The sequence below is a fragment of the Aequorivita sp. CIP111184 genome (assembly GCF_900489465.1).
Classification (GTDB): domain Bacteria; phylum Bacteroidota; class Bacteroidia; order Flavobacteriales; family Flavobacteriaceae; genus Aequorivita.
This window is the reverse complement of sequence record NZ_UEFQ01000024.1, coordinates 186847-212471: the sequence shown is the minus strand read 5'-3', so window position 1 is coordinate 212471 and position 25625 is coordinate 186847. Positions and strand designations below refer to the sequence as shown.

Below are 25625 nucleotides of genomic sequence, written 5' to 3'. Positions count from 1 at the left end.
CAGCGGTAAAATTTAAGAGGGCGTTTCCGTGGAAAGTACCGCCCTCTTATTCATTATTCACTACATAAAATAGAAAATTATGAAAGCACAAGTTAACGAAATCAAAGAAGGATTGCAACATTTTCACGGAACGGAAATGTTCTATCAAATCCCATTGACACGAACCCGTTTTACCGATGGAATAAGATATCTAGTGGATGCTGCAGAATGTTTTTGGTTGGTTACGGACAATTCCATCATAGCCAAAAGCCTTATGCAAAAAAGCTATTTTATAACTATTGATTTTAAAAGACTCTCGGAAGAGGAGCAAGAGAAATTAGGATGTCAGGCGACCATTACCTATGGAGATGACAATGGTACGATATTCGAAACACATAAATACAGAGCAACCGATTTTCCCTTGGATGAACTCCGATTGTATTTTATAGATAATACATTGTTGTTACCTAGTGAATATTAATATTTTTAGTCTGTAGTTGTTATGACCAGAAAGACCTTTGAAAACCTCAAGGGTCTTTTTTTTTTTGAAAGCATTTCATTGAACAATCCGCAAATGAATTGATTATTACTTGATTAAAATTTGGGTTATTAAAATTGAATTTCACAAAAAATATCAATCAATTCTAAATTTCAGATGAGACTCTTAATTTTCTGTAAAAGGTTCTAAAATTTTGTCCGCGGGTGGACAAATTGGAGAAGCAAGAGGGTAACACGCTGCGCGATGTTATACATTTTTAATTCGCTTATTATCAGTTAGTTGTGTTGTTTTTAAATAATTGAAATCATAATTTTTGACGTAAATATGCTCTTAGCCCAATGAAACCAGTGATTTTTTTATCTAAATAAAATAATATTATGAAAAATATTGACACATTTGCGACCATTCGATTCAAAAAATCCACAGCGAAACGATTTCGTGAATATTCAAAATATGTAGGAAAATCTCATTCGGAATCTATGAATATTATATTGGACTTTTTTAAGAATAATGGAATATCACCACATGAGAATGTTGGACACTATTTTAAAAGATTGGAGGGAGCCATATTAAAGAAATTGGACTCGATCATTGCCATTATAAAGAATATAGAAAAATCACAACTTAAACCCACAACTGCAATGTTGAGCTTACTTACCGAAGAAGTTTTTATGCAGAAACAACCATTATTACTTGAAAATAAAACAGGTTTCAATAATGAACTTGGAGAGAGTATGGAAGATGCCACAATTAAAATCGACACCATTAGAAAACAGAATGGTACATTAATAAAAGAACTAGAATATCATCGAAAAATGACTTCAAGGCTTCTCGATAAAACTATTTTAATAAAACCTAAATTCGGCAAGGCCTATTTCAAACTGGAAATTTCACCAGAGAATTTTGAAAACTTAAAAGAACGGTTAACGGACAATTATTAATCTTATTTATTTGACACTTCTTTATCAAGTGTTTCTTCGTTTTTTCTCTTTTCAAAAAGTGAAATCAAATTTTGCATATCCTCACCAACCTTTTTCTCTAATACTCTTGCATAAACTTGAGTTGTACTTAAGTTTGAATGTCCCAACATTTTGGAAACTGTTTCAATCGGCACCCCATTCGATAAAGTTATAGTTGTTGCGAATGTATGACGTGCTGAATGAAACGTAATATTCTTATGAATACCGCACGCTTTAGTTATATGCTTTAAATAACTGTTCACTTTTTGATTACTAAAAACCGGAAGTAATTTGCCACTAATTTTTTGGTCTACCGTATTGGAGTATTTATCAATAATTAGCTTGGCTTTAGGCAGTAAAGGAATCTTTACTGTCTCCTTTGTCTTTTCTCGTTTGGTATGTAACCAGTAATTTCTGTCAATTCCACGTACTAATTGATAGGTTTGTAATTGTTTAACATCTATATAGGATAATCCCGTATAACAGGAAAATAAAAATACATTCCGCACTTTTTCATATCCTTCACCCATAAAGATTGTTTCTTCAATAAGTCGCAACTCTCTTTCAGATAGATAACTTCGCTCGCTTTTTTGATAGTTCAGTTTATAATTTCGAAAGGGATCTTTGTCCAACCATTCCAGTCTTACCGCCAGGTTGGTCATTTTCATCAATCGCTCCAAGTGTTTCATCGTTCCGTTGTTGGAACAGGTCCTTCTCGCTTTCTTTGGTGTATAATTTCGAATATATTGTTCGAAATCTACAATGAAACGATAGTTCAATTGTTTTAAATAGATGTCGGGTGTCTTGAATTTATCTCTTAAAAATTTGTGCAGATAACGCTCAGTGGAATAATAGTTTTTCATCGTGCCATATTTCAGAACCGTAACCATATTGGTGTTGTGGTATGTGACCAATTCTTTTAGGGACTGGTTTAGCTCATCCTGTCCTAAATATCGGGCTTTCACTGCTTGTGCTGTAATTAATTTACCCTCTTGGAGCAATTGCTTATGTGCATCCATAATTTGCACGTAAGCTTCATCTAAATAACTATTAAGTAATCTTACTTTTTGGGAAGTGCCACTGACCCTTCCTTTGGAAACGTCCCAAACATTCACCGCAGTGTAACGCTTCAAACTGATTTCCGCACGTTTTCCATCTACGGTAATACGCGCATAGATTGTAAGTTTATTAGGATTATAAGTAATGTCCCTGGTAAAGATTAATACGGTTAAAGTGCTGTTATTCCTCATTATTTCGTCTTTTTGATTAAACAAATCTTTAAGAAAAGACGATCTTAAAATAGCCACTCTGACTACTTAAATTTACAACAATAAATGTATAAATCCATTAACCGAACTCTACACCAGCTATATGATATTAAACGATATTGATTGATATCATAAAAAATTAAAAGCACTGAAAATCAATAGATTAACAGTGCTTTGATGACCACTAGATAGTGGTTCGTCGGGATGACAAGATTTGAACTTGCGACCCCACGCCCCCCAGACGTGTACGCTACCAGGCTGCGCTACATCCCGAATGATGTTTTTAATTTTGCACTTTTAAATTAAGTGCAATTCCCAGTTTTATATCGGAATCTTTTCTATGGTGCAATTTATACTTTAACAGCTTGTATTTAGCGAAGCTAAATTATAAAAAACTACCTCTAGAATTCCAAAAATTGAACGGCAAAAATAATCAAATTATAAAGTTTGACAAGTTGCTTTTTTAATAAATACTTAAATATTTAAGGAGTTATCATTTCAAAAAAAGTATTAATAATTCTTTAAGGACAAAACTTTATTTGATTGTTTAATTTTGAGTAAAATCTCGAAAAGATGACTGTAAATAAAACTATCGAAAAAGAATATGATTTAATCTGCGTAGGTGGAGGAATAATGAGCGCCACCTTAGCACTTATGCTAAAATTGATAGATAAAAATCAAAAAATACTTATTCTTGAAAGATTGGATAGAGTAGCCTTGGAAAGTTCCGCTGCTTGGAACAATGCGGGAACGGGTCATTCTGCATTTTGTGAATTAAATTATACTCCCGAAAAAGAAGATGGCTCCATAGATGTTTCAAAAGCTATTAAAGTTTGTTCACAGTTTGAAAAATCGAAACAATTTTGGTCTTTTTTGGTAAATAATAATTTGATTGATGATCCAAAAGAGTTTATACATGCTGTTCCGCACCACAGTTGGGTGGAAGGAGAAGATAATGTTGAGTTTTTAAAGAAGAGGGTGGCCGAGATGCAAAAACACCCCATGTTTGAAGAAATGAAAATTACAGTAAATTTTGAGGAAATGAAACAATGGTTTCCTTTGATGATGACTGATAGAAACGATTCTGAAAAATTAGCCGCTACCCGCATGGAACTTGGCACAGAGGTAAACTATGGCGTTCTTACCCGCACTTTTTTCAAAATTTTGGAAGAAAAATTTGATACCCCAGTTTTCACGATGCACGAAGTAGAAGATGTGGATCCCACGGAAGACGAAGAGTGGTTGGTAAAAATAAAAAATCTAAAAACAAAAGAAAATATCCACTGTGATGCCGAGCATGTTTTTATTGGTGCGGGTGGGGGAGCATTACCACTGCTTCAAAAAGTGGAAATTGACGAAAAGGAAGGCTACGGAGGCTTTCCTGTTAGTGGCGAATGGCTTATTTGCAACAGGCCCGAAGTAATAAAAAAACACCACGCAAAGGTTTATGGTAAAGCCGAAGTGGGAGCGCCGCCAATGTCCATGCCACATTTAGACACACGCTATATTGATGGAAAACAAGAACTTTTATTTGGTCCTTTCGCAGGTTTCAGCACTAAGTTTTTAAAGCAAGGATCGTTTTTTGATCTTTTCAAAAGTATTAGATGGGACAATATTCCGTCTATGTGGGGAGTTTTTTGGCATAACATTCCACTTACAAAATACCTGATAGAGCAAGTAAGAATGGGGCACGAGGATAGAATGGAAGAACTCCGAAAGTTTGTAAAAGATGCTAAAAGTGATGATTGGGATTTAAAAGTTGCAGGACAACGGGTTCAAATTATAAAACGCGACGATGAAGAGGGCGGTTCATTGGAATTTGGAACCGAAGTTGTGCACAGCAAAGATGGAAAGATTACAGCGCTCTTAGGTGCTTCTCCAGGAGCTTCGGTGGCAGTGGATATAATGATTGATTTGCTGCATTTTGCCTATCCTGAAAAAGCAAAATCTGAGGAGTGGAAGCAGAAGTTTTCTGAAATGGTTCCATTTTGGAATAAAGAAATAGAAAAGAATAAAGAGGAATTCAGGAATTTGCGGTTCACGTGTTCTGAAACACTTCAAATAAATCTTCCGAAGGAAATTGATAGGCTTGATTAATATATGGATAATAATTCTTCATAACTTTTAAAGGTACATTCCTTTGAAAGTTGTTATTTTTACAATTCGAAAAAATATTGAAGAAATATATCATGAGCGAAACTATTGAAAGAATAAAATGCCTTATCATTGGCTCTGGACCCGCAGGTTATACTGCGGCCATATATGCTGCGCGCGCAGATATGAAACCAGTTATGTATACAGGTATGGAGCCTGGCGGACAATTGACAACTACAACTGAAGTTGATAATTTTCCAGGCTATCCAGAAGGAATTGATGGCCCAACTATGATGGTACAATTGCAACAACAAGCTGAACGTTTTGGAACTCAAGTGAGAATTGGGATGGTTACAAACGTTGAGTTTAGTGATGAAGTGGGTGGAATTCATAAAATAACTGTTGATAACTCTACTCAAATTGAGGCTGAGACTGTTATTATTTCAACAGGAGCAACTGCAAAATATTTAGGATTGCCAAGTGAGCAAAAGTTACGGGGAGGTGGCGTTTCTGCCTGTGCGGTATGTGATGGCTTTTTCTATAAAAATCAAGAAGTAGCAATTGTTGGAGCAGGAGATACTGCAGCGGAGGAAGCTACGTATTTGTCAAATATTTGCAGTAAAGTTACAATGCTTGTTCGCAAAGATTATATGAAGGCTTCAAAAGCGATGCAACACCGAGTTAACAATACAAAAAACTTAGAAGTACGCTATAATACTGAAGTTGACGAAGTTTTGGGAGAGCAAGTGGTGGAAGGTCTACGAATGGTAAACAACGAAACCGGGGAAAAAGAAGAGATAAAAATTACGGGTCTTTTTATTGCAATCGGTCATAAACCCAACACCGATATCTTTAAAGGACAATTAGATATGGATGAAACGGGCTACCTAATTACTAAAGGGAAAACTACCAAAACCAATAAACCGGGTGTATTTGCAAGTGGTGACGTGCAGGACAAAGAATATCGTCAAGCAGTAACCGCCGCAGGGACAGGCTGTATGGCTGCATTGGATGCTGAACGTTATTTAGCAACAATTGAAACTGAGATTACAGCTTAAGATTTTTTAAAATATAAAAAAAATGCCGCTATTTAGCGGCATTTTAATTTTAAGAATTTTTTGAAATTATAATTTCGAAAATGTCAAAAGTTCAATATCGCCATTACCACCACTAATATGTGATAATTCTATTTTTGAACTGGAAACCGAAACAATATCCCAGTCTTCGTTAATTTCATCAAAAGGAGTTGTTTCACTAAATTGTAGTTTTAATTCTTCGCTACTACTGGAAGAGTTATCATAAGACCAAGTTCCATTTTCTGTGAAAAGATCATTTTGGGCTAATACTGTACCGTCTTCATTAAAGGTGAATATAAAACTTTCAAAATCCGCCGTGTGGTCTGATTGACCTTCAATAAGTTTGCTTATTTCCCATTGGGCTAATGGCAGTGTGGTTTCTATTTGTTCAAATTCGTTTGTATTCGCATCGCCTGAATCATCTTTTGAGCTACATGCTGCAAATGCTATTATTGTAAATACAATCAATATTTTTTTCATAATGTTTTATTTTTATTCAAAGATGATAGAAAAACGAAATAGTCCTCTTAAAATTATGATAAATGTGAAAAGGCCTAACAGTATTTTAAGAAACTGTTAAGCCTTTTTGGAAATTCGGGGTTGTTAAAAATAAAAGATGTCGATAGCTTTACATTTTGTGTACATTCCCAGAATGACTTTCGTTTGAGTTTACAGAAACGGGATTTCCATAATAATTTACATCACCGCCACTGCTTACCTTTGTTTCTAAATTATCTTTCACATTTACGGTAACTTCAGCACCGCTTGATGCTTCGGCGTTACAACTTATCACTAAAAGATCTCTTGCGTTCAGTTCACTTCCGCTGGAGGCATCTGCAATTAGCGAAGATGCTTTTCCGGAAACTTCTAAATCTGCACCGCTACTGGTTTTAGCGGTTAGATTTTTGGTGAAAACTTCTACTTTTAAATCTGCGCCACTACTGCTTTTCAGTGAAATATTTTCACTTTTAATTACAGAATTACCAGTTACATCTGCGCCGCTGCTGGCCTCCACAGTGTTGATTTCTTTATAAGTTACATAAACTTTCTTGGCTTTTGATCGACCAATATTTTCGGAAGTGGTAATGTGTAGCCTTCCATTTTCCACATCGGTTTCAATGTATTGTTGCAGATTTTCATCAGCCTCTACCACAATTTTATTTTCATCACCTTGGGTAAGATAGACATCCAATCCAGCGCTACCTTTAACTTCTGTGAAATTTTCGATAACGTTCCGTTCTTGGGTTACAACGTTTCCGTTGCCATTTTCACCTGTAATAATGTTTAAATTGCAGGAACTTAGAAGTATTGCAGCGCCAATTACTGCTATGATGTTTATTGTTTTCATATAATTTGGTTTTTTGGTTATTAATCAACTGTCACTGTTATTGTTTTGCTCTGTTTTTGTGTTGAAGCAGTAGTGTTTTTGAAATCATCTTTCACTTCTTCTTCCCAATTTTGGTTTTTGTTGGTTTTGATGGTGTCCAAAATCTGTTGGGAGTTTATTATCTCTAGTGAATCACCATTTTCAATTGCTTCCTCTTTTTCTTTACAATCCAGACATTCAAATTTATTTTTCAAAATTCTGAAGTAATGCGCATCGTTATCCCAATCCGTTAATTCTGTTAAATCTGAATTAAAGCCATAATAGGATGTTGCACTTTCTTCAGAATAAACTATCGTTCCCTCTGGCACATATATGGTTATTTCAATTTGCTGATCGCGATATTTATTTAAAGTTTCAGTAATGAAAAACCCGTCAAGTATTAAACTATTGTTTTCAAACGAATAGTTATATTCAATAGCTTCCGCCCGCTTTTTTGCATCGAGATGATTGTTACCTTCAGCAGATTTTTCGAAAATTATCTTACCAAGGGAATCTTTTGAGGATTTTATATTCAGCTGGATATCATTAGAATAAATAACTTTTTTATCGTCTGCTGTATATTTAATGTTTAAACCATTATCTCTGCTCACTTCATAACTGAATTGTTTATCTGCGCGCATTGAAATATGCAATGTATCTCCAGTTTTTACGGCCAAAGTCTGCTCTTCAATATAATTTCCATCGTAAGCTTGTTCGGTTGCTTGTTTGATTCCCAAAATAGTTAAGCCGATTATAGACAATGCCCAAACTACAATTAGAAGGATCTTCATTGTTGAGCCCATGGATTTGAGATTGCTTATTAAAAGTTTTAAACCCAATACAAATAAGGCGAAAAATGGAATCCCAATAGCAAATAGTGCCAATAGAGACAGAAGCCAGATTGGAACATTGGTTGTATCAACCATTGCAATTTTTTCCATTATTTCATTATTTCCCCAAAAGTCTATGGAGCCAAAAGTGAAAAAACCAACTACGAGACCAATTATGGTAAAGAGTGAAACAATAATTATTAATATCCCGATAAACTTGGCAAACACTCTAAATAAGGTAACTATCAAGCTACTTAAGCTGTCAAAAAAACCGGAAGCTCCCGTTTTTATTCTGTTGCCGTATTTGTCATAATCAACGTTTTTTACGCGGTCGGCAACATTATCAAAACCCTCTTTAAATTTTCGCTCTATGTTTGAAATATTTACGGGCTCGCCCGTCATTCTTAACTTTTCAGAAGTTGTAAGCGCTGGTGGCACCAAAATCCACAATAATATATAGACAACTATTGGAGAACCAAAGCCTGCAACAATTAGAAGTATCCACAAAAGACGGATCCAAATGGCGTCAACACCAATATAGTGTCCTAAACCTGAGGAAACCCCCGAGATATATTTGTTGTCTACATCTCTAAAAAGCTGTTTGTGTGTAGCACTTCCTCTTGATTTTGTATAAGTTTTTGAAGAAGGGGGAACGTCATCAAAAATTTCGTCATCTACTTCATAATCTTCAGGCTGTCCCATAACAGCAATCACTTCGTCAAGATTTTTCAAGTTTATTACTTGAGATGAACTTTCAATCTTTTCAGAAAAAAGTTCGCCAATACGGGATTCTATGTCCTGCATTATTTCTTCACTTCCGTCAGCACCCTTCAGTGATCTCCTGATGGCATCCAGGTAGCGCGAAAGCTTCCCAAAGGCATCTTCGTCTATATGAAAGGAAGTGCCTGCCAAATTTATGTTTACTGTCTTGTTCATTTTGTGTTTTTTTCGCTGGTTACTTTGTTCACGGCCTGTTCAAGTTCTGCCCAGGTATCGTTCAATTCGGTTAAAAATAGTTTACCGGTTTCGGTAAGTTCATAATACTTGCGTGGTGGTCCACCGGTAGATTCTTCCCAACGGTAGGAAAGCAATCCCGCATTTTTAAGCCTTGTGAGCAGCGGATAGATCGTGCCTTCCACGACAAGCATTTTTGCGTCTTTTAGGGTCTCAAGAATGTCTGAAGTGTAAGCTTCGCCGTCTTTAAGAACGGAAAGGATGCAGAACTCCAAAACCCCTTTTCGCATCTGTGCTTTTGTGTTTTCGATTTTCATTTGTCTTAATTGTTTGTTTTTTGAATGTCAAATGGATTGCGCCTATTATAAATCTCAAGTTTATTAATTAAGATTCGTTGTTGGCGCATTTCATAATTGTTCATTTCTTGTTTTTAATTCCTGTTCGTTATTGATGATGAATGAATAAGGAAGCACGCTGGCGGTTTCTTCGCATTGTTGATGATTCAATACGCTAACAGTTTTCTGTTCCTGAGGCATGCTTGCGCCTATAAACTGCAAAATGGCTGCCAATAAGTAACTAATGAATGTGCTCATTTTGAATAGGGTTTAGATTAGTTTTTATAAATGGAATGCTAAGTGGATATTTATATAATTGTCCTTTTGAGGCGTGAATAGAAGCATTGATTACTGCATAAAGTTCGAAAACGAACAATCCTAGTAATAATAGAATAGCCAAGCCAAACAACAATATGTAACCTGAAAGATTTCTAATATTGTTCACCGAAAATTCTCCTGCACTATGATCAATTGCATCAATTAATGAAACAAAGTCTGTGGCGAAAACGATAAAAAACGGAAGGCATATTAAACCTATAGATAAAGTATAAACTAAAATGCTCAATTGAAAATTGATTGCCTGCTTACCATGTTCGTCCACAAATGCTTTTTCTTTGTTGAATGTCCAAATTAATAAAGGAGCAATATAATTTGCAAACGGAAAAAAGTACTTTAAAAACGTTGACAGATGAATGAAAGTACTTGTGTTTTTTTGGTTTTCTGAGATTGTAGTTTCCATAACTTATTATTTTCTTATACAAATATATGTCTAAAAGACAGTAGTGTGTTACGCATAGTACTATAATTAACATAAATTTAACAAGTAGGAAGTCATCGATTTATTGAATATCTTCGTAAAATATTTCGAAGAAGATGAAACTCAGCCCTAGTAAAATCAATGCTTTCTTATTGTTTAATTTGCCTTCTGCATACTTCACAGGAGTTCGTGTAAAGTCTATTTCTGAAAATACGTGTACAACCACAGTAAAACACCGGTGGATTAATCAAAATCCCTTTAAATCTGTTTTTTGGGCAGTGCAGGGGATGGCAGCAGAACTTAGTACCGGAGCAATGGTAATGGCAGCAATTAAAGTGAGTAACAAAAATATATCAATGCTTGTAGCGAACAATAAAGGTACTTTTTCTAAAAAAGCCAGAGGTAGAATAATTTTTGAGTGCAAGGATGGTCAACTTATAAAAACTGCAATTGAAACTGCCATTAATTCGGGCGAAGGACAAACCTGCTGGATGAAATCTGAAGGAAGGGATTCTTCTGGAGATTTAGTTTCTACATTTGAATTTGAATGGACTGTAAAAGTTAAATAATTTAAGCTCTATTGTTTCAAAGGATTAGAGCCATTTTCGTTTTGTTAACAAATCTTTAACAGGACATTGCAAAGGCATAAGAGAATTTAATCCATAAATAATTGTTATATTTAAATCAGATTAATTAAAAAAAATACAATTGCCTATAGAATAAAGCTACTTAATTTTTACTAAATCTCAATTAGCTATGGCAAGAGCAATGTTTGATTATACAAAAGCTGTGCTTTCAAAAGTAAGTTTTGACGTCAATTTGTTTTGCAAGGAGTTGAAAAAAGCGTTAACCAGATTGCTTCCCTACGAAGTAGAAGAGCTTAAACTCTGGATTGATTCGCTTATCAAGCAGAACCCCCAATTAAATCAATGTCTAATCTATTTAAACCCATAAAAAAATCCCTCTGAGCGATCAGAGGGATTTTTTAGTTATTTTGTAATTGGGCGGTTATAGAGTTGTATCATTTCATTAAATAATTACTTCTTGGTTGGACTTATTATTTTTACATCCTGAAAAGCAATCGCACCTCTTATTACTCCTGAAATTATGTCGTGTAGTGCATTTATAATTTGCATTTTCAGCTCACTTTTACTGTAAATAATACTTACTTCACGAGCGGGAGATGGCTCCTTAAAATATTTTATATTTTTCACTTGTGAAGGTAGTATGTCCAAAGTGTGCAAATAGGGCAGAAGAGTCATTCCCAATCCTTCGTTTGCAAGCTTTATAAGTGTTTCAAAGCTGCCGCTTTCCAATTGGAATTTTTCGGTTCCTAAATTTTTTGATGTTTTGCAAAGGTTTATAATGCCGTCTCGGAAACAATGTCCATCTTCCAAAAGCAAAATATCTTCAATATCAAGATCATTCACCTCTAGTTTTTCTTTTGAAAACAATCTGTGGCTCTCAGGAATATAACCTACAAATGGTTCGTAATATAAAACTCTTTCTTTTATTTTTTCATTTCCCAAAGGGGTAGCTGCAATTGCTGCGTCTAAATAACCATCGTTAATTTTAGTAATTATTTCGTCTGTGTTTAGCTCTTCAATTTTCAAATGCACTTTTGGGTATCGATTTGAAAAATTCTTAAGAAACATCGGCAATAAAGTAGGCATCACCGTTGGAATTATACCCAGTTTAAAAGTTCCGCCAATAAATCCTTTTTCCTGATCTACAACATCCTGCATCCGCTCAGATTCATTGACGATATTTCTTGCCTGTTCCACAATTTTTTTTCCAACGCCGGTAAGTTCAATTGGCTTTTTGCTTCTATCAAAAATCTGGATTTCAAGTTCGTCTTCCAGTTTTTGAATTTGCATGCTTAATGTGGGCTGTGTTACGAAAGTCTTTTCTGCAGCTTTTGTAAAATTTTGATGTTCAGCAACAGCCAAAACATATTTAAGTTGGGTAATTGTCATTTCAAAAATATTTACGCAAAGATAGTTTTTATATCAATAAAAACTATGTGAATATCTAATAACGAAGTTTTTGTTTATAACAAAAAGGCCCACTATTTTACAGGGGTCCTTTTTCAAATTTTATTTAGAAAACCTTACATTCTTATTTCCATTGAAATAGGTTGATCGGCAACTTCAAATTTTGCATCACTCCATTCTGGTGGCCCATAACTCATTACATTATTGGAAACACCGTAGGGCTCCAAAGGGAATCCATTTATATCAAAATCCATTTGTTTGTTACTGTTTTTATCGTGGAAAAGTATAATTGCGTACTCGCCAGAAACTACATTGTTAAAAGTCACGGTTACTTTTCCATCCTTAATAATACCTTCAGCGCTTTGTAATCCTTTCTGCATAAAATGAGCTTCGTCATCTAGCGCGACCATAATGCTTCCTTCGCTACTATTTACAGCTACTGTTACCTTTATGGTTGTTCCTTCTGGTACTGAAGCAGTGTCGTTTTGAGCGTTCAAAAAGTGAGTGAAAAATGATAGACCGATTAATGCGATGATTGTTTTCATAATAGTGAGTTTTAGTGTTTGAATTATAGATCAAATGTCCTAAAACTTCACTTTGAAAAGAAAATGCATTTCCCCAACTGTCGAATTTTTATGCTGAAGTGTTATAAAAGCCCTCTCGCTTTTATTTCTAAATATTTATTTATGGTATTCACGGTAAGATTTTCCGGAGCTGTTAGTATAGATTGAATGCCGTATTTGTGCAATTCGTTTACAATCAATTTCTTTTCATAAATGAATTTTTCCGCAATCGTTTTCTCAAAAACTTGATGGGTCGTGGTTGCTTTTTTGTCCAAAAAGGATTTTAATTCAGTATTTTCGAAAAAGATAACTACCAAAAGATGGGTTTTATTGATTGCCTGCAAATATGCCAGCTGGCGGTGCAATGCGTCCATCGTTTCAAAATTAGTGAACAGCAATAACAAACTTCTTTGTTTAATATGGCGCTTCACATCTACATATAAACGTGAAAAATCACTTTCCGAAAAATCGGTTTCCACATTGTAAAGCGTTTCCAAAATAAGATGCATTTGTGCGCTTCTACGTTGCGCAATTACCCGATCGTCTACTTTCCGTGAAAAGGTGAACATTCCTGCTTTATCGTGTTTTTTCAAAACAATATTCGAAATTACAAGCGTTGCATTAATTGCGTAATCTAGTAGACTCAGATTATTGAAAGGCATTTTCATAACCCTTCCTTTATCGATTACAGAATAAACTGGCTGCGATTTTTCATCCTGAAATTGGTTTACCATCAAACCGCTTCGTTTTGCGGTAGCTTTCCAGTTTATGTTCCGAACGTCGTCGCCCGAAGTGTACTCTTTAATTTGCTCAAACTCCATCGTATTACCAATTCTTCGGATTTTCTTTAGTCCGAAAAGTTTTAATCTATTGGTAAAAGCAATAAAATCATACTTTTTAAGCTGAAGAAAAGACGGATAGTTCGGGACCATCGCTTCTGCAGAAAATTGCTGCTTTCGAGCAATCAATCCCAAAACGGAAGAAGAAAAAATATTTAGATTTCCAAAATGATATTCTCCCCTCTCTGTCGGACGTACCTGATATGTAAATTTCTTTTCTTCGGAAGTATTTAAAACAGCTTCAATTTTAAAATCCCGAATCTGCCATTGAATGGGCAATTCATCAATAATTTTCACGGAAGTCTTAAATTGAAATCTATTTACAATTTTAATTTCAATGCAATTATCATCGCCATTTGATAATTTTTCGGGTAAAATACGTTGCGCCTGTATTCCTGTTTTGTTTCTATACAGTAATAAAACATCAAAAATAAAAGCGGCTAAAAGCAGATAAAATAAAAGCCTAGCTATCCCGAAAAATTCCTGAAAGAAGTATGAAACCACAAACATGACCGCAAGTGAGAATAGAACGATGAAAAATCGTTTTTTTAAGTATAAACTTTTCAGAAATCTTTTCAATTTTAGTTTTTCAATTTAAAACCCTTCGATTGCGCTCAGGGTGTCATTATAATATTAATTTTCTTCTCAATTCTCATTATCTAGGAATTTCGATGGTTTCAATTATTTGTTGCACCACTTTATCGGCTGTTATTCCTTCCATTTCGCGCTCTGGCGTCAACATAATTCTATGTCTTAAAACTGAGGGAGCAATTTTTTTAATATCATCTGGCGTTACAAAATCGCGACCGTTCATAGCTGCCAAAGCTTTGGAAGCATTCATAATTGCTAGCGAAGCACGTGGCGAGGCGCCCAAAAATAAGTTTGCGTTTGTTCGTGTATTATCCACAATTGCCGCGATGTATTTCAATAAATTACTTTCAATAATTATCTGTTTTATTGTGTGTTGGTACTCTGCGATTTGCTTTGCGTTTAGAACCTGAACTACACTGTCTAAAACAAAAGCATCTTTTCGATTATGTTCGTTTTCAAGAATATGTATTTCTTCTTCTAGAGTTGGGTAAGGCACATTTATTTTGAAAAGAAAACGATCCAATTGCGCTTCCGGCAGCGCGTAAGTTCCTTCCTGTTCCACAGGGTTTTGGGTTGCAAAAACCAAAAATGGAGGCTGCATTTTATATTCCGTACCGTCCATTGTTACTTGGCGTTCCTCCATGATTTCAAAAAGTGCGGCCTGTGTTTTCGCCGGAGCTCGGTTTATTTCGTCAATCAAAACTATGTTTGAAAAAACAGGACCTTTTTTGAATTCGAACTCGCTATTTTTAACGTTGAAAATTGACGTTCCCAAAATATCGCTCGGCATTAAATCTGGCGTGAATTGGATTCTGCTAAAATCTACCGCCAACGTTTTTGCCAATAATTTTGCGGTTAAGGTTTTTGCAACGCCCGGTACGCCTTCAATCAAAGAATGGCCGTCGGTTAAAATCGAAATGATTAGCATTTCCAACATATCGTGTTGCCCAACAATTACTTTCCCCAATTCAGTTTTGATTTTCTCAACCGCTTCCTGTAGATTTTTTAAATCTAATCGCGAATTGAACGCTAACGGATTTTCCTGTGTTTCTTCCATAATTTTATAGTCTGAATGCTTCTATTTGTTTATTCAGTTCATGCAAATCGGCTTCGCTGTGAACAGATTTTTCTTTTAAATGTTTTATTAAATGCATTAATTTCTGGCTTTTTTCAAAAGTGTTTCCACTTTTCAAAGCTAGTCTTTTAATGAAATCGTCAGATATGTCATTTGTGTTCAAATAGTATTTTGAGCGAAGTGATTCCAAGAAATAGGTGATTTTCTTCGCAATAATATTACTGTAATCTTTATGTTGAAAATACAAATCGCCAATGGTTTTCGTAAATTCTACCGAAGTATTTTCCAATGGCTCCATAACTTCAACAATGCGCTGTTCGCGTTTTCCTTTGAAAAGTACAAAGATTAACAATCCTCCAAGCAAAACATAATATGCCCAAGTGAGCGGGGCTTGGTTCAAAATAAATCGCATTGGCGAAGTGACTACTTTTCTGCCAGATTTTAAATATTCATCCCAATATATTTTTTCTGAATCAATATAAGAAAGAACGTTTGCCGCGTATTGTGCGTTACCTTTCAGTAAATAATAATTTGAAAATGCTTCGGGTAAATTGTGAATCAAAAAATGTCCATTTCCAAAATTTACCTTTATATAATTAAGTTCCTCAAGTTTTGGTATTTCAGAATCGTAAAAACCCAAAGCTGTTGTTTTTAATGTGTCAATTTTATCAAAAGAAGCTCTGAAAACACCTTTTTTATATGCGGGAAGTGAATCTTGGTTTAACGATGGTGAGAAAAATTTTGGTTGAAGTTCTTCCTCGAGAATATTGTAATCTGTAGAGGAATCTATTTTTAAAGAATCGCGTAAAATATTGCCGATGCTTCGCGAAGAGATAAATACGGTGTTGCCGTTTTCAACATATTTTAAGATTTCATCTGTTTGCCTTTCATCAAAGGACAATTCGTCATTGATAAAAATATATGCAGAATTTTGAGCGTAAGCATTATTCGTTAAAAATACATAGGGATCTTTATCAACTTTTTCAATTTCGGTATTTTTGAATAGGGAAGAGGCTTCCTCAAAAAGTACAAATTCGCCAAATGGAATTTTATCTGTAGAAATATAACTGGCGCGCCAATCTATTGGTTTTGGACGCACGAGCTCTGTAATCACGATACCTAGTAACACAATCCCAAAAATCCAAAGCACTCTTTTTGAACGTTTATCTAGCATTTTTCAAATTTTTGTTTAAAAGTTCGAAATCTTTTTGGGCGTTTTCAAAACCTGCTTTGTTTAATGCATATTCTCCGTACCAAATATTATCATATAGATAGGATATCTTTTTGAAGTTTTCCTTCAAAGTGACACTTTCAATTTCGCGGTAATAATCGTTGTTGGTTTTTTCAAAATGCCAATCAATGATGTTTTTCAGCGAAAGTAATTTTAAAGATTTTAAATACATATACCGAATTGCCAACCGGTAATTTTCTTCATTTAAGGCATTTTTTATGTAGCTGTCCAAATTTACATTTTCAATATGCTCCTCTTGGATATTTAGCGGCGCGACCATCTTACTTTTTTTGCTGAAAAAAGACGAAGCATTATCGCCTACTAGCAGTTTCACCAAAATATAAATTGCAAAAACTATGAGCAGTCCATAAATAATGAATTTGATAATTTGATACATTTCGGGCGAAAGATTTATTCCAAAAATTTCTCCAAGTTTATTGAAAAACCAATTTATGGCGCGACCTAAAAAGTTTTCAGCCTCGCCTTCTACAGAGTCGTAATTAAATTCATTGCCAGAATATTTATCGAATAAGTTTTCAGAAAAATGTTTTTGCACAACTTTGCTACTATCCACGGTAACAGTCAAACTGTCCTTTGCCGAAGCGGTAGCGGCTAGTGTATTCAAAAGGAAAAACAATATCAATATGAAGAGAAATTTATTCACCCGTGCCAATGTTATCAATACGTTCGCGAGTGGCTTCATTATATGTTTCTTCGTGAAGGGAATAATACAGAATGCCGTTTACAAATTGTGAAAGCGATTGGTTAATGGTATAGAGAATTAAAACTAGCGCAATAGCAAGCGTCCACACAATATTAGCCATTGGTGAATTGGCAAGATCCACACCCGTATCTAAAGAATGGAAGGCGTAAATACCTACTAAAATCCCCGGAATCATTAAAACTACCATCATTAAAATTCCAAGAAGCAATCCAATAACTAGGTTTGTAAGAACACTTTTCCAAAAGAATTTTTTCATTAGTTTCCAGCCTTCACCGAAAGCGTCTGTTACTTCTTTGTTGTCATTTATCATAGTCATAAAAGAAAGCCCCATCCAACTCATGAAAGCCAAGATCATTATATAGTATGCAATGCTGCCCAAAAGCGGAATAAACGAGATAACTACACCAACAACCATTAGTGCGATATACATAAACACGGCTAAAATGACAAAGAGAACTATTTTTCCGAGGTTTTGTTTTATTGTTTCCCAGACCTTTCTTTTTTCTACAGCTGTACCTTTATTATGTTCATATTGAATCATATAAACTGCTGCTAGACTATAATTTAGTAATGCTGTGATTAGAAATAGAATTACAAAACCCACGGTTCCGGCAATAAAAAAAGCTATGTAATTAGATGGGTCATTTTCAATTCCAAAGCCCGATTGTGCTGAGAATATACCCACAAAACCAGTAACTAACAGATAACTCACCCCCAAAAAACCTAGAATAAAAATTCCGTTGTAACTGATGAAAATATTTAAAAATGGCTTGAAATTCTGTTTAAAGAACTCGAAGTAGGTTGTTATCATTTCGCCTACATCGCGTTGCTGTTTAAGCGGTATATATTTGTGTAGCATGCTTTTTGTTGAGGATGATTGGATAAATAACGTAATAAAAAATAATAAGTGCCAAGGAACTAAAAATAATGGTCATTGCCAACCAAACTGGCATATTGCTGTAGCGGGTTATAAATCCTTCAATAAATCCAGCAATAATAAAAAAAGGAATTGTGCTAACCACAATTTTGAGGCCGTCCTTTGCACCTTTCAGAAATGAAACTTTCCGTGAATATGTTTTTGGGAAAAGGATGCTGTTGCCCATTACCATTCCCGCGCAGCCTGCAATAACGATTACCGAAATTTCAATGGTTCCGTGAAGCCAAATACTTTTTGAAGCTTCAAAAAGTAAATCGCGGTTGTAAAAAAAGGTGAAAAATGCTCCGAGCATTACACCATTACTGAACAGTAAATAAGCCGTTCCCAAAGAAGTAATCACTCCGAAAGCATATGCTAAAAATGCCACGCGAATGTTGTTGATGGTTATTCCCAAAAATGTACCAATTTCACTGCCGCTCTTGTAAATGGCGGTAGGATCGCCTTTGTCAATATTGTTTAAAGTTTCGTTTACATAATTATCACCCAAAATGAGCCGAACGAAAGAATCATCGTTATATGCAGAAATAGCACCAATAGCGGTCGCGATGGCAAATATTAAAAACGAAAAAAGCAACATACGTTGATGTTGACGGAAAAACAGCGGAAACTCATATTTCCAAAAACTTACAATTCGGTTTTTAGATTCTTTTTTATTTTTATAAATTTTTTGATGGGCCTGCGAAGCCAAAGAATTTAAATACTGAAGTGCTTTACTTTCAGGATAATAGGTTTGTGCATAGGCGAGGTCATTTGTAAGTTGGATGTAATGGTCGGCAAGCTGATCTGGACTTATTTTTGAATTAAGTGTAATTGCCTCTTCAAAAGCAATCCATTTTTCCTTATTTTGCTTGACGAATGCAGCTTCGCGCATATCCTGAAATTTTCGATAAATATAACCACTTGCTTTTACATGGCAAACTTAGAAATCAATACAACTCAAAACGTAAACCTGGACTATAAAATAGTTAGTGTTGGTGAACGGATTCTAGCTTTTTTAATAGACATCTTCCTCTTTTTTATATATTTCTATGTTGTGGAATTAGCAACTGAAGCTATGAATATGGCGTTTATTGACCATTGGACCGTTTTTGGACTACAGCAATTGTTGCTTTTGCCTGTTATGTTTTATTCGCTTTATATGCACATACTTTTCAATGGAAGAACGGTAGGAAAGATTGCGATGAAAACCCGCGTGGTGAAAGTAGATGGAAGTCCAGCACGATGGAGCGATTATATGGTTTTGTGGATGCTTCGTTTGGTGGATATTTGGATATTTTTGGGTTCCATAGGTTTACTATCTATTATTTTTTCTGATAAAAGACAACGCGTAGGCGATCATGCAGCGGGAACAGTTGTAATAAGTACTAAACGCAAAGTGAAGATTAGTCATACTATTTTAGAAGAAATCGCGGAAGATTACCAACCCAAGTTTATGAACGTAACTAAGTTGACTGATAAAGACGCTCGGCTAATTAAGGAAACCTATCTAATCGCAATAAAATCGAACGACTTTAAAACGCTGAATATGCTTCGTAAGAAAGTGGAAACTGTTTTGGAAACCTCTTCAGATTTATACGACAAGCAATATATTGATACCGTGCTGCGCGATTATAACCATTTTACACAAAACATGTGAAGCTACTATTAGTAATAGATATACTAGGAACCATTGCGTTCGCCATTTCAGGGGTGTTAACAGCGCTCAATAAACGTTTGGATCCATTTGGGATTTTGATAATCGCTTTTGTAACAGCAGTTGGAGGTGGAACTTTACGTGATGTTCTTATTGATGCAAATGTGGCTTGGATGCGCGACCTAACGTTTGTTTACGTTATTTTATGTTCTACAATTTTCGCAGTTATTTTCAGAAAAAGACTTGGATACGTTCGTCGGTCACTGTTTTTGTTTGATACTATTGGAATTGCACTTTATACCATAGTTGGTGTTGAAAAAGGTATTGCCGCAGGTTTTCATCCAATAATTTGCATTGCTTTGGGAACAATTACGGCCTGTTTTGGCGGCGTGCTCCGCGATATTTTATGTAATGAAATTCCTGTTATTTTCAGAAAAGAAATTTATGCTACAGCCTGTATTTTAGGTGCTTTAGCATACTTCTTATTACATTATTCTCCAATTTCAGAAGATTTTATTGTTATTATTTCTGGCTCTATTGTATTTATCGTTCGGCTGCTCGCCACTTATTTCAAACTTTCTTTACCGAGTATTTATACGAAGGAGGAGATGGAGGGAAATTGATGAGGTATAGCATTCTTCGCGTTAAAATTTTAAAATCACTTTTGTAAGGTAAAAGTTTTACAAAGAAATTTATAAAAGAATAATTACTCCAAAACTTTCGCAGTAATATAAATATTATTCAAAGGCCAATCGCCATCATCTGCTTTCACTTTTGAAATTTGCTCCACTACGTCCATTCCTTTGGTTACTTTCCCGAAGATGGTGTATTTTCCATTTAAGTGTGTTGTTGAGGCTTTTGGGCCGAGGAAGATGAAAAACTCGTAAGGAGCAGTTCTATTATCTGGGTTTTCGCGATATTCCTTAGCGCCGGAAACGGTTCCATATTCGTGAACACGACCGGGAATAATTTCTGCAGGAAGCAAATACTCTTTACCTAAAGTAGCGCGTTTTTTTTGGGTTGAAACCAAATCACTATTTCCAGCTTGGATTATAAAATTTGGCACCACGCGATGGAAAAAGGTTTCATCAAAATAATGATGCTTTACCAAATAGATAAAATTGGCGCGGTGTAGCGGAGTGTCTTTATAAAGTTCAATTTCAATATCTCCAAAACGGGAACTTATCAAGACCTTAGTTTCAGGGTTTTTATTGCCGTATTCAGTTAAAAAAGAGACCACATTTTCATTGGTAATTTCTGGATAACTGATTGAATCTTTCTTTTCAGCTTCAACTTCGACTTCTTTTTTTGTTTCAGCTTTGCCTTCTATTTCAGTTTCGGTTTCGGTAGCCTTTTTCTTATCTTCACAGCTTCCTAAGAAAAGAACAATTCCAAAGCAATAAATAAATAATTTTCTCATAAATGGATTTTCGCGATTTTGAAAAACGGATTGTAAAAGTAACAAAAATGGAACTTCCCGGCGAAGCAGTTCAATTTAAAATGGCGCCGATTGAACGTTTGCAGGAATTGAAAAGCATAGCCAGAGAGAAAAATAATGCAAAACAGGCTGGTGTAATGTCGCTTTTTTATCCTTCTGAAAATTTTGATACTAAGTTGATTTTGATTCTTCGGAAAACATATAAAGGTGTACATTCCGCACAGGTTGGTTTTCCCGGTGGAAAGTTGGAGCCGGAAGATGATTCTATTCAAGATGCAGCCCTTCGTGAAACGGAAGAAGAAGTTGGGGTTTCGCGCAAAACAATTTCTGTTCTTAAAAAACTGACTGAAATTTACATACCCCCGAGCAATTTTTTTGTGCAACCTTTTTTAGGCATAACAACAGAAGCACCAAAATTTATACCTCAGGAAGAAGAAGTGGAAGCACTGATAGAAGTAACTTTAAAGGATTTTATGAATGATGCAAACATTATTAACCAAACACTTTCCACATCATACGCCAACAGCATTGAAGTACCCGCCTTTAAATTGAATGGCCACATAGTTTGGGGCGCTACCGCAATGATGCTCAACGAAGTGCGCGAATTGCTTAAAATGGTACTGTAATAGCTTATTTTAGTATATTTGTCAAGAATGAATAATGATTAAAGAAACCACTCTTGCCTAAAGCAACTGGTTACTGCAACTGAATATTGAACACTGAATACTGACCACTGAAAATGAGTCTCTTTAAAAAAAACCCATTTGGGCATTATCTTTTTTTAAAACTCTGGTTAATACGGATTGCGGGTCTTATGACTCACAGACGTTTTAAGGGTTTTAACGATCTACAAATTCACGGCAGTGAAATTTTAAAAAATCTTCCCGAAAAAAATGTGCTCTTTGTGAGCAACCACCAAACTTATTTTGCCGATGTTGCTGCAATGCTCCACGTCTTTAACGCAAGTTTAAGCGGCAGGGACGACAGTATAAAAAATGTTGGCTATTTATGGCGTCCGAAGCTTAATATTTATTTTGTGGCAGCAAAGGAAACTATGAAAGCGGGATTGCTTCCTAAAATTCTTGCTTATGCAGGCTCTGTAAGCATCGAACGTACTTGGCGCGAAAAAGGTAAGGAAGTGAATAAACAAGTGAAAATGAGTGATGTTAGCAATATTACGAAAGCACTGAACGATGGTTGGGTAATTACTTTTCCACAGGGAACAACCAAACCTTGGAGACCCATTCGCAGAGGAACTGCACACATTATTAAAAAGAATAAACCTGTAGTTGTCCCCATTGTAATTGATGGTTTTAGAAGATCTTTTGATAAAAAGGGAATCCGAATTAAAAAACGTGGCATTCTTCAATCCATGGAAATAAAACCACCGCTGGATATTGATTATGAAAATGATACTATGGATGAAATTGTTGAAAAATTGGAGTATGCAATTGAACAGCATCCGTCTTTTCTAAAAGTAATACCAACTTCCGCAATTCAAAGTGAGGAAGAACTTAATAAAGAGCGGGAGTGGCGCTATTAAAAAAATAGTTTCGGTGTTATTAGCATTTACGCAAAACAGAAATACTGAATTGTGTAACTATAAATCGATATCTTTTTCAGAATTCTATTTTCTCTAACTCTTTATAATTTTTCCGAAGTCTTCGCAATAAAATTCCATACACAATTCTGTAAAAGAGCAAGACAAAACCAATCATCACAATTCCAAAAAGAATCTGAATGGCAAAGAACATTTTCATGAATCTTGCCTGAGAAATATTTGAGATGCCGTAGTCTTCTGTCATAAACCTGAAGACCATATCTTGGTTTAAATAGTAAAAAATATTAATACCCACAATAATTAAAACTGAAGTGGTTACATTATAAACCACAAAATATTTTACTGTTTTTCGCGTGCGCAAAATATTTCCCATCAATTCTTTCACTGAATCTGTTGTTGAAATTTTTCGATAGTTTCTATAAAAAAGAATTATGAAAAATCCGAATACCAAATAGTTTATCACATTAGTAATTATCAAAATATTATGCAAACCAATGTCATCGCTAAATTTGGTGCTCGATTCTGGCACTAAGAGTGCGAGTAAAGTCCAAAAGCCAATTTCTGCAATACTGATGTAGAATATCCACTTCACGATAGATGAGGATTTTTTTAGCAGCATTTTATAAATATCTCCAAAACTCAGCTTGGGAAGTTCTTGTTCCCTGCTTTGCCATTGTTTTTTTAATAGTTCCAATTGATCCATATTGGGTTACGGATTTAAAATAGTTCGTAATTTTTCCTTTATTCTGTTCATCTTCACACGTGCATTTACTTCGGTAATACCTAGAGTTTCCGAAATTTCTCTATAATTCTTATCTTCCAAATAAAGAAATACAAGGGCTTTATCAATATCGTTTAAATCTTTAACGGCGCTGTACATGAGTTTTAATTGTTGCTCGGCTGTATCGTCATACGGAATAGCAGAAATCTTAAAACTTACCCCCTCATAATCCTGTGTTTTAATGGAGCGCTTGGATTTTCTATATAGCGTTATCGCGGTGTTTAGCGCCACCCTGTACATCCATGTACTAAACTTGGAGTCGCCCCGAAACTTAGGGTACGCTCGCCAAAGCTGTATGGTTATTTCTTGAAACAGATCGTTGTGAGCGTCACTGTCATTGGTATATAACCTACAGATTTTATGTACAATGTTTTGGTTCTCCTCAAGTTGGGCAACAAAACTATGTTCCAGTTCTTTATTCAATGGTTCGTTGTTGGCTTTTTAATTAGTGTTCTTTGGAATAGCTTTGTTACAAAAATCTTAAAAAATAAGATAACTCGATGAACTAATTGTACTTTTATACTATATAAAAAAACGATGAATATTCCTGAAACCAGTGTGCCGCGAATTGTTATAATAGGTGGCGGATTTGCTGGTATTTCCTTTATAAAAAAGCTTCAAAAAGAAAAGGTGCAAATTGTACTTTTTGATAGGCATAACTACCACACTTTTCAGCCATTATTATATCAGGTTTCAACTGCTGGTCTTGAACCAGACTCTATAGCATATCCACTGCGGAAAATTTTCAGAAAGAATATGGATTTTCACTTTAGAATGGCTGAAGTGGAAAATATTGATGCCGACACCAATACTATTTCTACATCCGTTGGAAGTTTGAAATATGATTATTTGATAATTGCGACGGGAACAAGGACCAATTTTTTCGGAAACGAAAGCATTGCAGAAAATAGTATGCCAATGAAAACCATTCCTCAAGCATTGAACATACGGAGTTTGATGCTTCAGAATATTGAAAAGGCTGATATTACTTCCGATGAAACAGAAAGAAAGCGATTACTCAATTTTGTAATAGCCGGTGCAGGACCTACGGGAGTGGAGCTTGCCGGAGCTTTGGCAGAATTTAGAAAAGGAATTTTAGAAAATGATTACCCAGAACTCGAGGAAGAGGAAATGAACGTTCATCTTATTGAAGGCTTGGATAGGGTTTTGCCACCAATGAGTGAAACGGTTTCTAAAAAAGCCCAAAAATTTCTTGAAAATCTAGGAGTACAGGTCCATCTTGAAACATTCATAAGCGATTATGACGGAAAAACAGTTACCACCAAAGATGGTAAAAAGTTTGAAACCGCCACTTTTATTTGGGCCGCTGGTGTTACGGGGGCTCCCATAAAAGGTATAAGTGGTGAAGCACTGGTAGAAAAGGCTAACCGTTATAGGGTTGATGAATTTAATAAAGTTAAGGGTTTTGAAAATATATATGCTTTGGGAGACATAGCACTTATGGAAAATAAGGAATATCCTAAAGGACATCCCCAAGTAGCACAACCAGCAATCCAACAAGGAAAGCATTTAGGGAAAAATTTCAGAAAAATACTAAAAGGCGCCCCTATAGAACCTTTTAAATATTTTGATAAAGGTACCATGGCCACAGTGGGTAGAAACAAAGCCGTAGTAGATATAGGCAAGTTACATTTTGGCGGTGCCATCGCTTGGTTTTTGTGGATGTTTGTTCACCTTTGGTTTTTGGTGGGTTTTAGAAACAGGGTTGTTACTTTTTTCAATTGGACGTACAGTTACATAAATTATGATCGCGCTGCTCGGTTGATTATTCGCCCTTTCAAAAAATAATCAGTGCACTTTTACGGGAATAGGGCCGCCGTTTGAAACCCAGCCACCTCCAATTTCATCCAGATTTACATCTAGCTTATCAGTAGTTTCAATTTTTTTGATATTTACTTTTAACTCATCGTAGGTATCCACGCTTTTTAAATTAACGTTAAGTTCGTCATAGGTGTTAATATCCACCAAACGAACGTCCATAACTTCGTTTGTTGGCTTGTATTCAATCTTTTCAGCGGCATAAGCAGAAGGGAAAATATCAAAATCCTTCAACACATTTATAGTTAAACAAATTGCAATAATGGTCAGGATTGTTTTGGTGTAAGTGTCTATTTTCATGT

Annotated in this window: 30 protein-coding genes and 1 tRNA gene; 11 read left to right on the top strand and 20 right to left on the bottom strand. The window is 35.2% G+C overall.

Annotation, left to right across the window (positions count from 1 at the left end; translation table 11 throughout):
• The first annotated feature begins 79 nt into the window (after positions 1–79).
• Positions 80–460 carry a DUF6876 family protein gene (locus AEQU1_RS10195; protein WP_111880875.1) on the top strand — a complete coding sequence of 127 codons (381 nt, stop codon included), beginning with the start codon at positions 80–82 and terminating at the stop codon, positions 458–460.
• Between the two features lie 395 nt (positions 461–855).
• On the top strand, positions 856–1419 hold the full coding sequence (locus tag AEQU1_RS10190; RefSeq protein WP_111880874.1) for a BfmA/BtgA family mobilization protein: 564 nt from the start codon (positions 856–858) through the stop codon (positions 1417–1419).
• Between the two features lie 2 nt (positions 1420–1421).
• Here AEQU1_RS10190 and AEQU1_RS10185 read toward each other — a convergent pair whose 3' ends face one another.
• The gene (locus AEQU1_RS10185) at positions 1422–2687 is read right to left on the bottom strand and encodes a site-specific integrase (protein WP_111881390.1); all 1266 of its coding nucleotides are present in this window, start codon (positions 2685–2687) and stop codon (positions 1422–1424) included.
• Between the two features lie 217 nt (positions 2688–2904).
• Positions 2905–2978: transfer RNA gene (locus AEQU1_RS10180), tRNA-Pro, on the bottom strand.
• 300 nt (positions 2979–3278) lie between these two features.
• Here AEQU1_RS10180 and mqo point away from each other — a divergent pair.
• Positions 3279–4802 (top strand): malate dehydrogenase (quinone), encoded by a 1524-nt coding sequence (gene mqo, locus AEQU1_RS10175; protein ID WP_111880872.1) that lies wholly within the window; start codon positions 3279–3281, stop codon positions 4800–4802.
• A 92-nt stretch (positions 4803–4894) separates the two neighbouring features.
• Positions 4895–5857: a thioredoxin-disulfide reductase gene (gene trxB / locus AEQU1_RS10170; protein ID WP_111880871.1), complete on the top strand. Its 963-nt coding sequence runs from the start codon at positions 4895–4897 to the stop codon at positions 5855–5857.
• Between the two features lie 66 nt (positions 5858–5923).
• On the opposite strand, the gene AEQU1_RS10165 is transcribed toward trxB, so the two are convergent.
• From AEQU1_RS10165 to AEQU1_RS10140, 6 genes are all read right to left on the bottom strand, one after another.
• Positions 5924–6355 (bottom strand): hypothetical protein, encoded by a 432-nt coding sequence (locus AEQU1_RS10165; protein ID WP_111880869.1) that lies wholly within the window; start codon positions 6353–6355, stop codon positions 5924–5926.
• 148 nt (positions 6356–6503) lie between these two features.
• Complete coding sequence (locus AEQU1_RS10160) at positions 6504–7223, bottom strand: head GIN domain-containing protein (RefSeq protein ID WP_111880868.1); 720 nt, start codon at positions 7221–7223, stop codon at positions 6504–6506.
• A gap of 20 nt (positions 7224–7243) precedes the next feature.
• Complete coding sequence (locus AEQU1_RS10155; RefSeq protein ID WP_111880866.1) at positions 7244–9007, bottom strand: PspC domain-containing protein; 1764 nt, start codon at positions 9005–9007, stop codon at positions 7244–7246.
• Positions 9004–9342: a PadR family transcriptional regulator gene (locus tag AEQU1_RS10150; protein WP_111880864.1), complete on the bottom strand. Its 339-nt coding sequence runs from the start codon at positions 9340–9342 to the stop codon at positions 9004–9006. Before AEQU1_RS10150 ends, AEQU1_RS10155 begins: the two co-directional genes overlap by 4 nt.
• A gap of 90 nt (positions 9343–9432) precedes the next feature.
• Positions 9433–9618 (bottom strand): hypothetical protein, encoded by a 186-nt coding sequence (locus AEQU1_RS10145; protein WP_111880863.1) that lies wholly within the window; start codon positions 9616–9618, stop codon positions 9433–9435.
• The gene (locus AEQU1_RS10140) at positions 9602–10099 is read right to left on the bottom strand and encodes a DUF4870 domain-containing protein (protein ID WP_111880861.1); all 498 of its coding nucleotides are present in this window, start codon (positions 10097–10099) and stop codon (positions 9602–9604) included. Before AEQU1_RS10140 ends, AEQU1_RS10145 begins: the two co-directional genes overlap by 17 nt.
• 134 nt (positions 10100–10233) lie before the next feature.
• Between AEQU1_RS10140 and AEQU1_RS10135 the strand changes: the two genes are divergently transcribed.
• Together AEQU1_RS10135 and AEQU1_RS10130 are read left to right on the top strand one after the other, a co-directional pair.
• Positions 10234–10686, top strand: coding sequence for a DUF4442 domain-containing protein (locus tag AEQU1_RS10135; protein ID WP_111880859.1), 453 nt, complete (start codon positions 10234–10236; stop codon positions 10684–10686).
• Positions 10687–10873: 187 nt separating this feature from the next.
• A complete protein-coding gene (locus tag AEQU1_RS10130) occupies positions 10874–11071 on the top strand; it encodes a hypothetical protein (RefSeq protein WP_068762636.1) in 198 nt (65 codons plus the stop codon).
• Between the two features lie 83 nt (positions 11072–11154).
• On the opposite strand, the gene AEQU1_RS10125 is transcribed toward AEQU1_RS10130, so the two are convergent.
• The 8 genes from AEQU1_RS10125 to AEQU1_RS10090 form a co-directional block, all read right to left on the bottom strand.
• A complete protein-coding gene (locus tag AEQU1_RS10125; protein ID WP_111880858.1) occupies positions 11155–12093 on the bottom strand; it encodes a hydrogen peroxide-inducible genes activator in 939 nt (312 codons plus the stop codon).
• A 134-nt stretch (positions 12094–12227) separates the two neighbouring features.
• Positions 12228–12656, bottom strand: a complete 429-nt coding sequence (locus tag AEQU1_RS10120; protein WP_111880856.1) for a DUF2141 domain-containing protein — start codon at positions 12654–12656, stop codon at positions 12228–12230.
• A gap of 101 nt (positions 12657–12757) precedes the next feature.
• Positions 12758–14092: a DUF58 domain-containing protein gene (locus AEQU1_RS10115; protein WP_258455270.1), complete on the bottom strand. Its 1335-nt coding sequence runs from the start codon at positions 14090–14092 to the stop codon at positions 12758–12760.
• Positions 14093–14168: 76 nt separating this feature from the next.
• A complete protein-coding gene (locus tag AEQU1_RS10110; protein ID WP_111880853.1) occupies positions 14169–15161 on the bottom strand; it encodes a MoxR family ATPase in 993 nt (330 codons plus the stop codon).
• 4 nt (positions 15162–15165) lie between these two features.
• Positions 15166–16353, bottom strand: coding sequence for a DUF4350 domain-containing protein (locus AEQU1_RS10105; RefSeq protein WP_111880851.1), 1188 nt, complete (start codon positions 16351–16353; stop codon positions 15166–15168).
• Positions 16343–17113, bottom strand: coding sequence for a hypothetical protein (locus tag AEQU1_RS10100; RefSeq protein WP_181566749.1), 771 nt, complete (start codon positions 17111–17113; stop codon positions 16343–16345). Before AEQU1_RS10100 ends, AEQU1_RS10105 begins: the two co-directional genes overlap by 11 nt.
• Positions 17067–17993 carry a hypothetical protein gene (locus AEQU1_RS10095; RefSeq protein ID WP_111880848.1) on the bottom strand — a complete coding sequence of 309 codons (927 nt, stop codon included), beginning with the start codon at positions 17991–17993 and terminating at the stop codon, positions 17067–17069. The genes AEQU1_RS10100 and AEQU1_RS10095 overlap by 47 nt, the downstream gene beginning before the upstream one ends.
• A complete protein-coding gene (locus AEQU1_RS10090) occupies positions 17968–18942 on the bottom strand; it encodes a stage II sporulation protein M (RefSeq protein WP_111880846.1) in 975 nt (324 codons plus the stop codon). Before AEQU1_RS10090 ends, AEQU1_RS10095 begins: the two co-directional genes overlap by 26 nt.
• A 39-nt stretch (positions 18943–18981) precedes the next feature.
• On the opposite strand from AEQU1_RS10090, the gene AEQU1_RS10085 reads away from it, so the two are divergent.
• Together AEQU1_RS10085 and AEQU1_RS10080 are read left to right on the top strand one after the other, a co-directional pair.
• Positions 18982–19707 (top strand): RDD family protein, encoded by a 726-nt coding sequence (locus tag AEQU1_RS10085; protein WP_111880844.1) that lies wholly within the window; start codon positions 18982–18984, stop codon positions 19705–19707.
• On the top strand, positions 19704–20327 hold the full coding sequence (locus tag AEQU1_RS10080) for a trimeric intracellular cation channel family protein (RefSeq protein ID WP_111880843.1): 624 nt from the start codon (positions 19704–19706) through the stop codon (positions 20325–20327). Before AEQU1_RS10085 ends, AEQU1_RS10080 begins: the two co-directional genes overlap by 4 nt.
• An 83-nt stretch (positions 20328–20410) precedes the next feature.
• Here AEQU1_RS10080 and AEQU1_RS10075 read toward each other — a convergent pair whose 3' ends face one another.
• Positions 20411–21124, bottom strand: coding sequence for a peptidylprolyl isomerase (locus tag AEQU1_RS10075; RefSeq protein WP_111880841.1), 714 nt, complete (start codon positions 21122–21124; stop codon positions 20411–20413).
• 2 nt (positions 21125–21126) lie between these two features.
• On the opposite strand from AEQU1_RS10075, the gene AEQU1_RS10070 reads away from it, so the two are divergent.
• Entirely contained in the window at positions 21127–21768 is a 642-nt protein-coding gene (locus AEQU1_RS10070) for a CoA pyrophosphatase (RefSeq protein ID WP_111880839.1), read from the top strand.
• A 113-nt stretch (positions 21769–21881) separates the two neighbouring features.
• A complete protein-coding gene (locus AEQU1_RS10065) occupies positions 21882–22685 on the top strand; it encodes a 1-acyl-sn-glycerol-3-phosphate acyltransferase (protein WP_111880838.1) in 804 nt (267 codons plus the stop codon).
• Positions 22686–22761: 76 nt separating this feature from the next.
• Here the strand turns inward: AEQU1_RS10065 and AEQU1_RS10060 are convergent, their stop codons facing one another.
• Together AEQU1_RS10060 and AEQU1_RS10055 are read right to left on the bottom strand one after the other, a co-directional pair.
• Positions 22762–23406, bottom strand: coding sequence for a hypothetical protein (locus AEQU1_RS10060; RefSeq protein ID WP_111880836.1), 645 nt, complete (start codon positions 23404–23406; stop codon positions 22762–22764).
• A 6-nt stretch (positions 23407–23412) separates the two neighbouring features.
• Positions 23413–23907 (bottom strand): RNA polymerase sigma factor, encoded by a 495-nt coding sequence (locus tag AEQU1_RS10055; RefSeq protein ID WP_111880834.1) that lies wholly within the window; start codon positions 23905–23907, stop codon positions 23413–23415.
• A gap of 114 nt (positions 23908–24021) precedes the next feature.
• Between AEQU1_RS10055 and AEQU1_RS10050 the strand changes: the two genes are divergently transcribed.
• A complete protein-coding gene (locus tag AEQU1_RS10050; protein WP_111880832.1) occupies positions 24022–25293 on the top strand; it encodes an NAD(P)/FAD-dependent oxidoreductase in 1272 nt (423 codons plus the stop codon).
• Here AEQU1_RS10050 and AEQU1_RS10045 read toward each other — a convergent pair whose 3' ends face one another.
• On the bottom strand, positions 25294–25623 hold the full coding sequence (locus AEQU1_RS10045; protein ID WP_111880831.1) for a hypothetical protein: 330 nt from the start codon (positions 25621–25623) through the stop codon (positions 25294–25296).
• Positions 25624–25625: the final 2 nt, after the last annotated feature.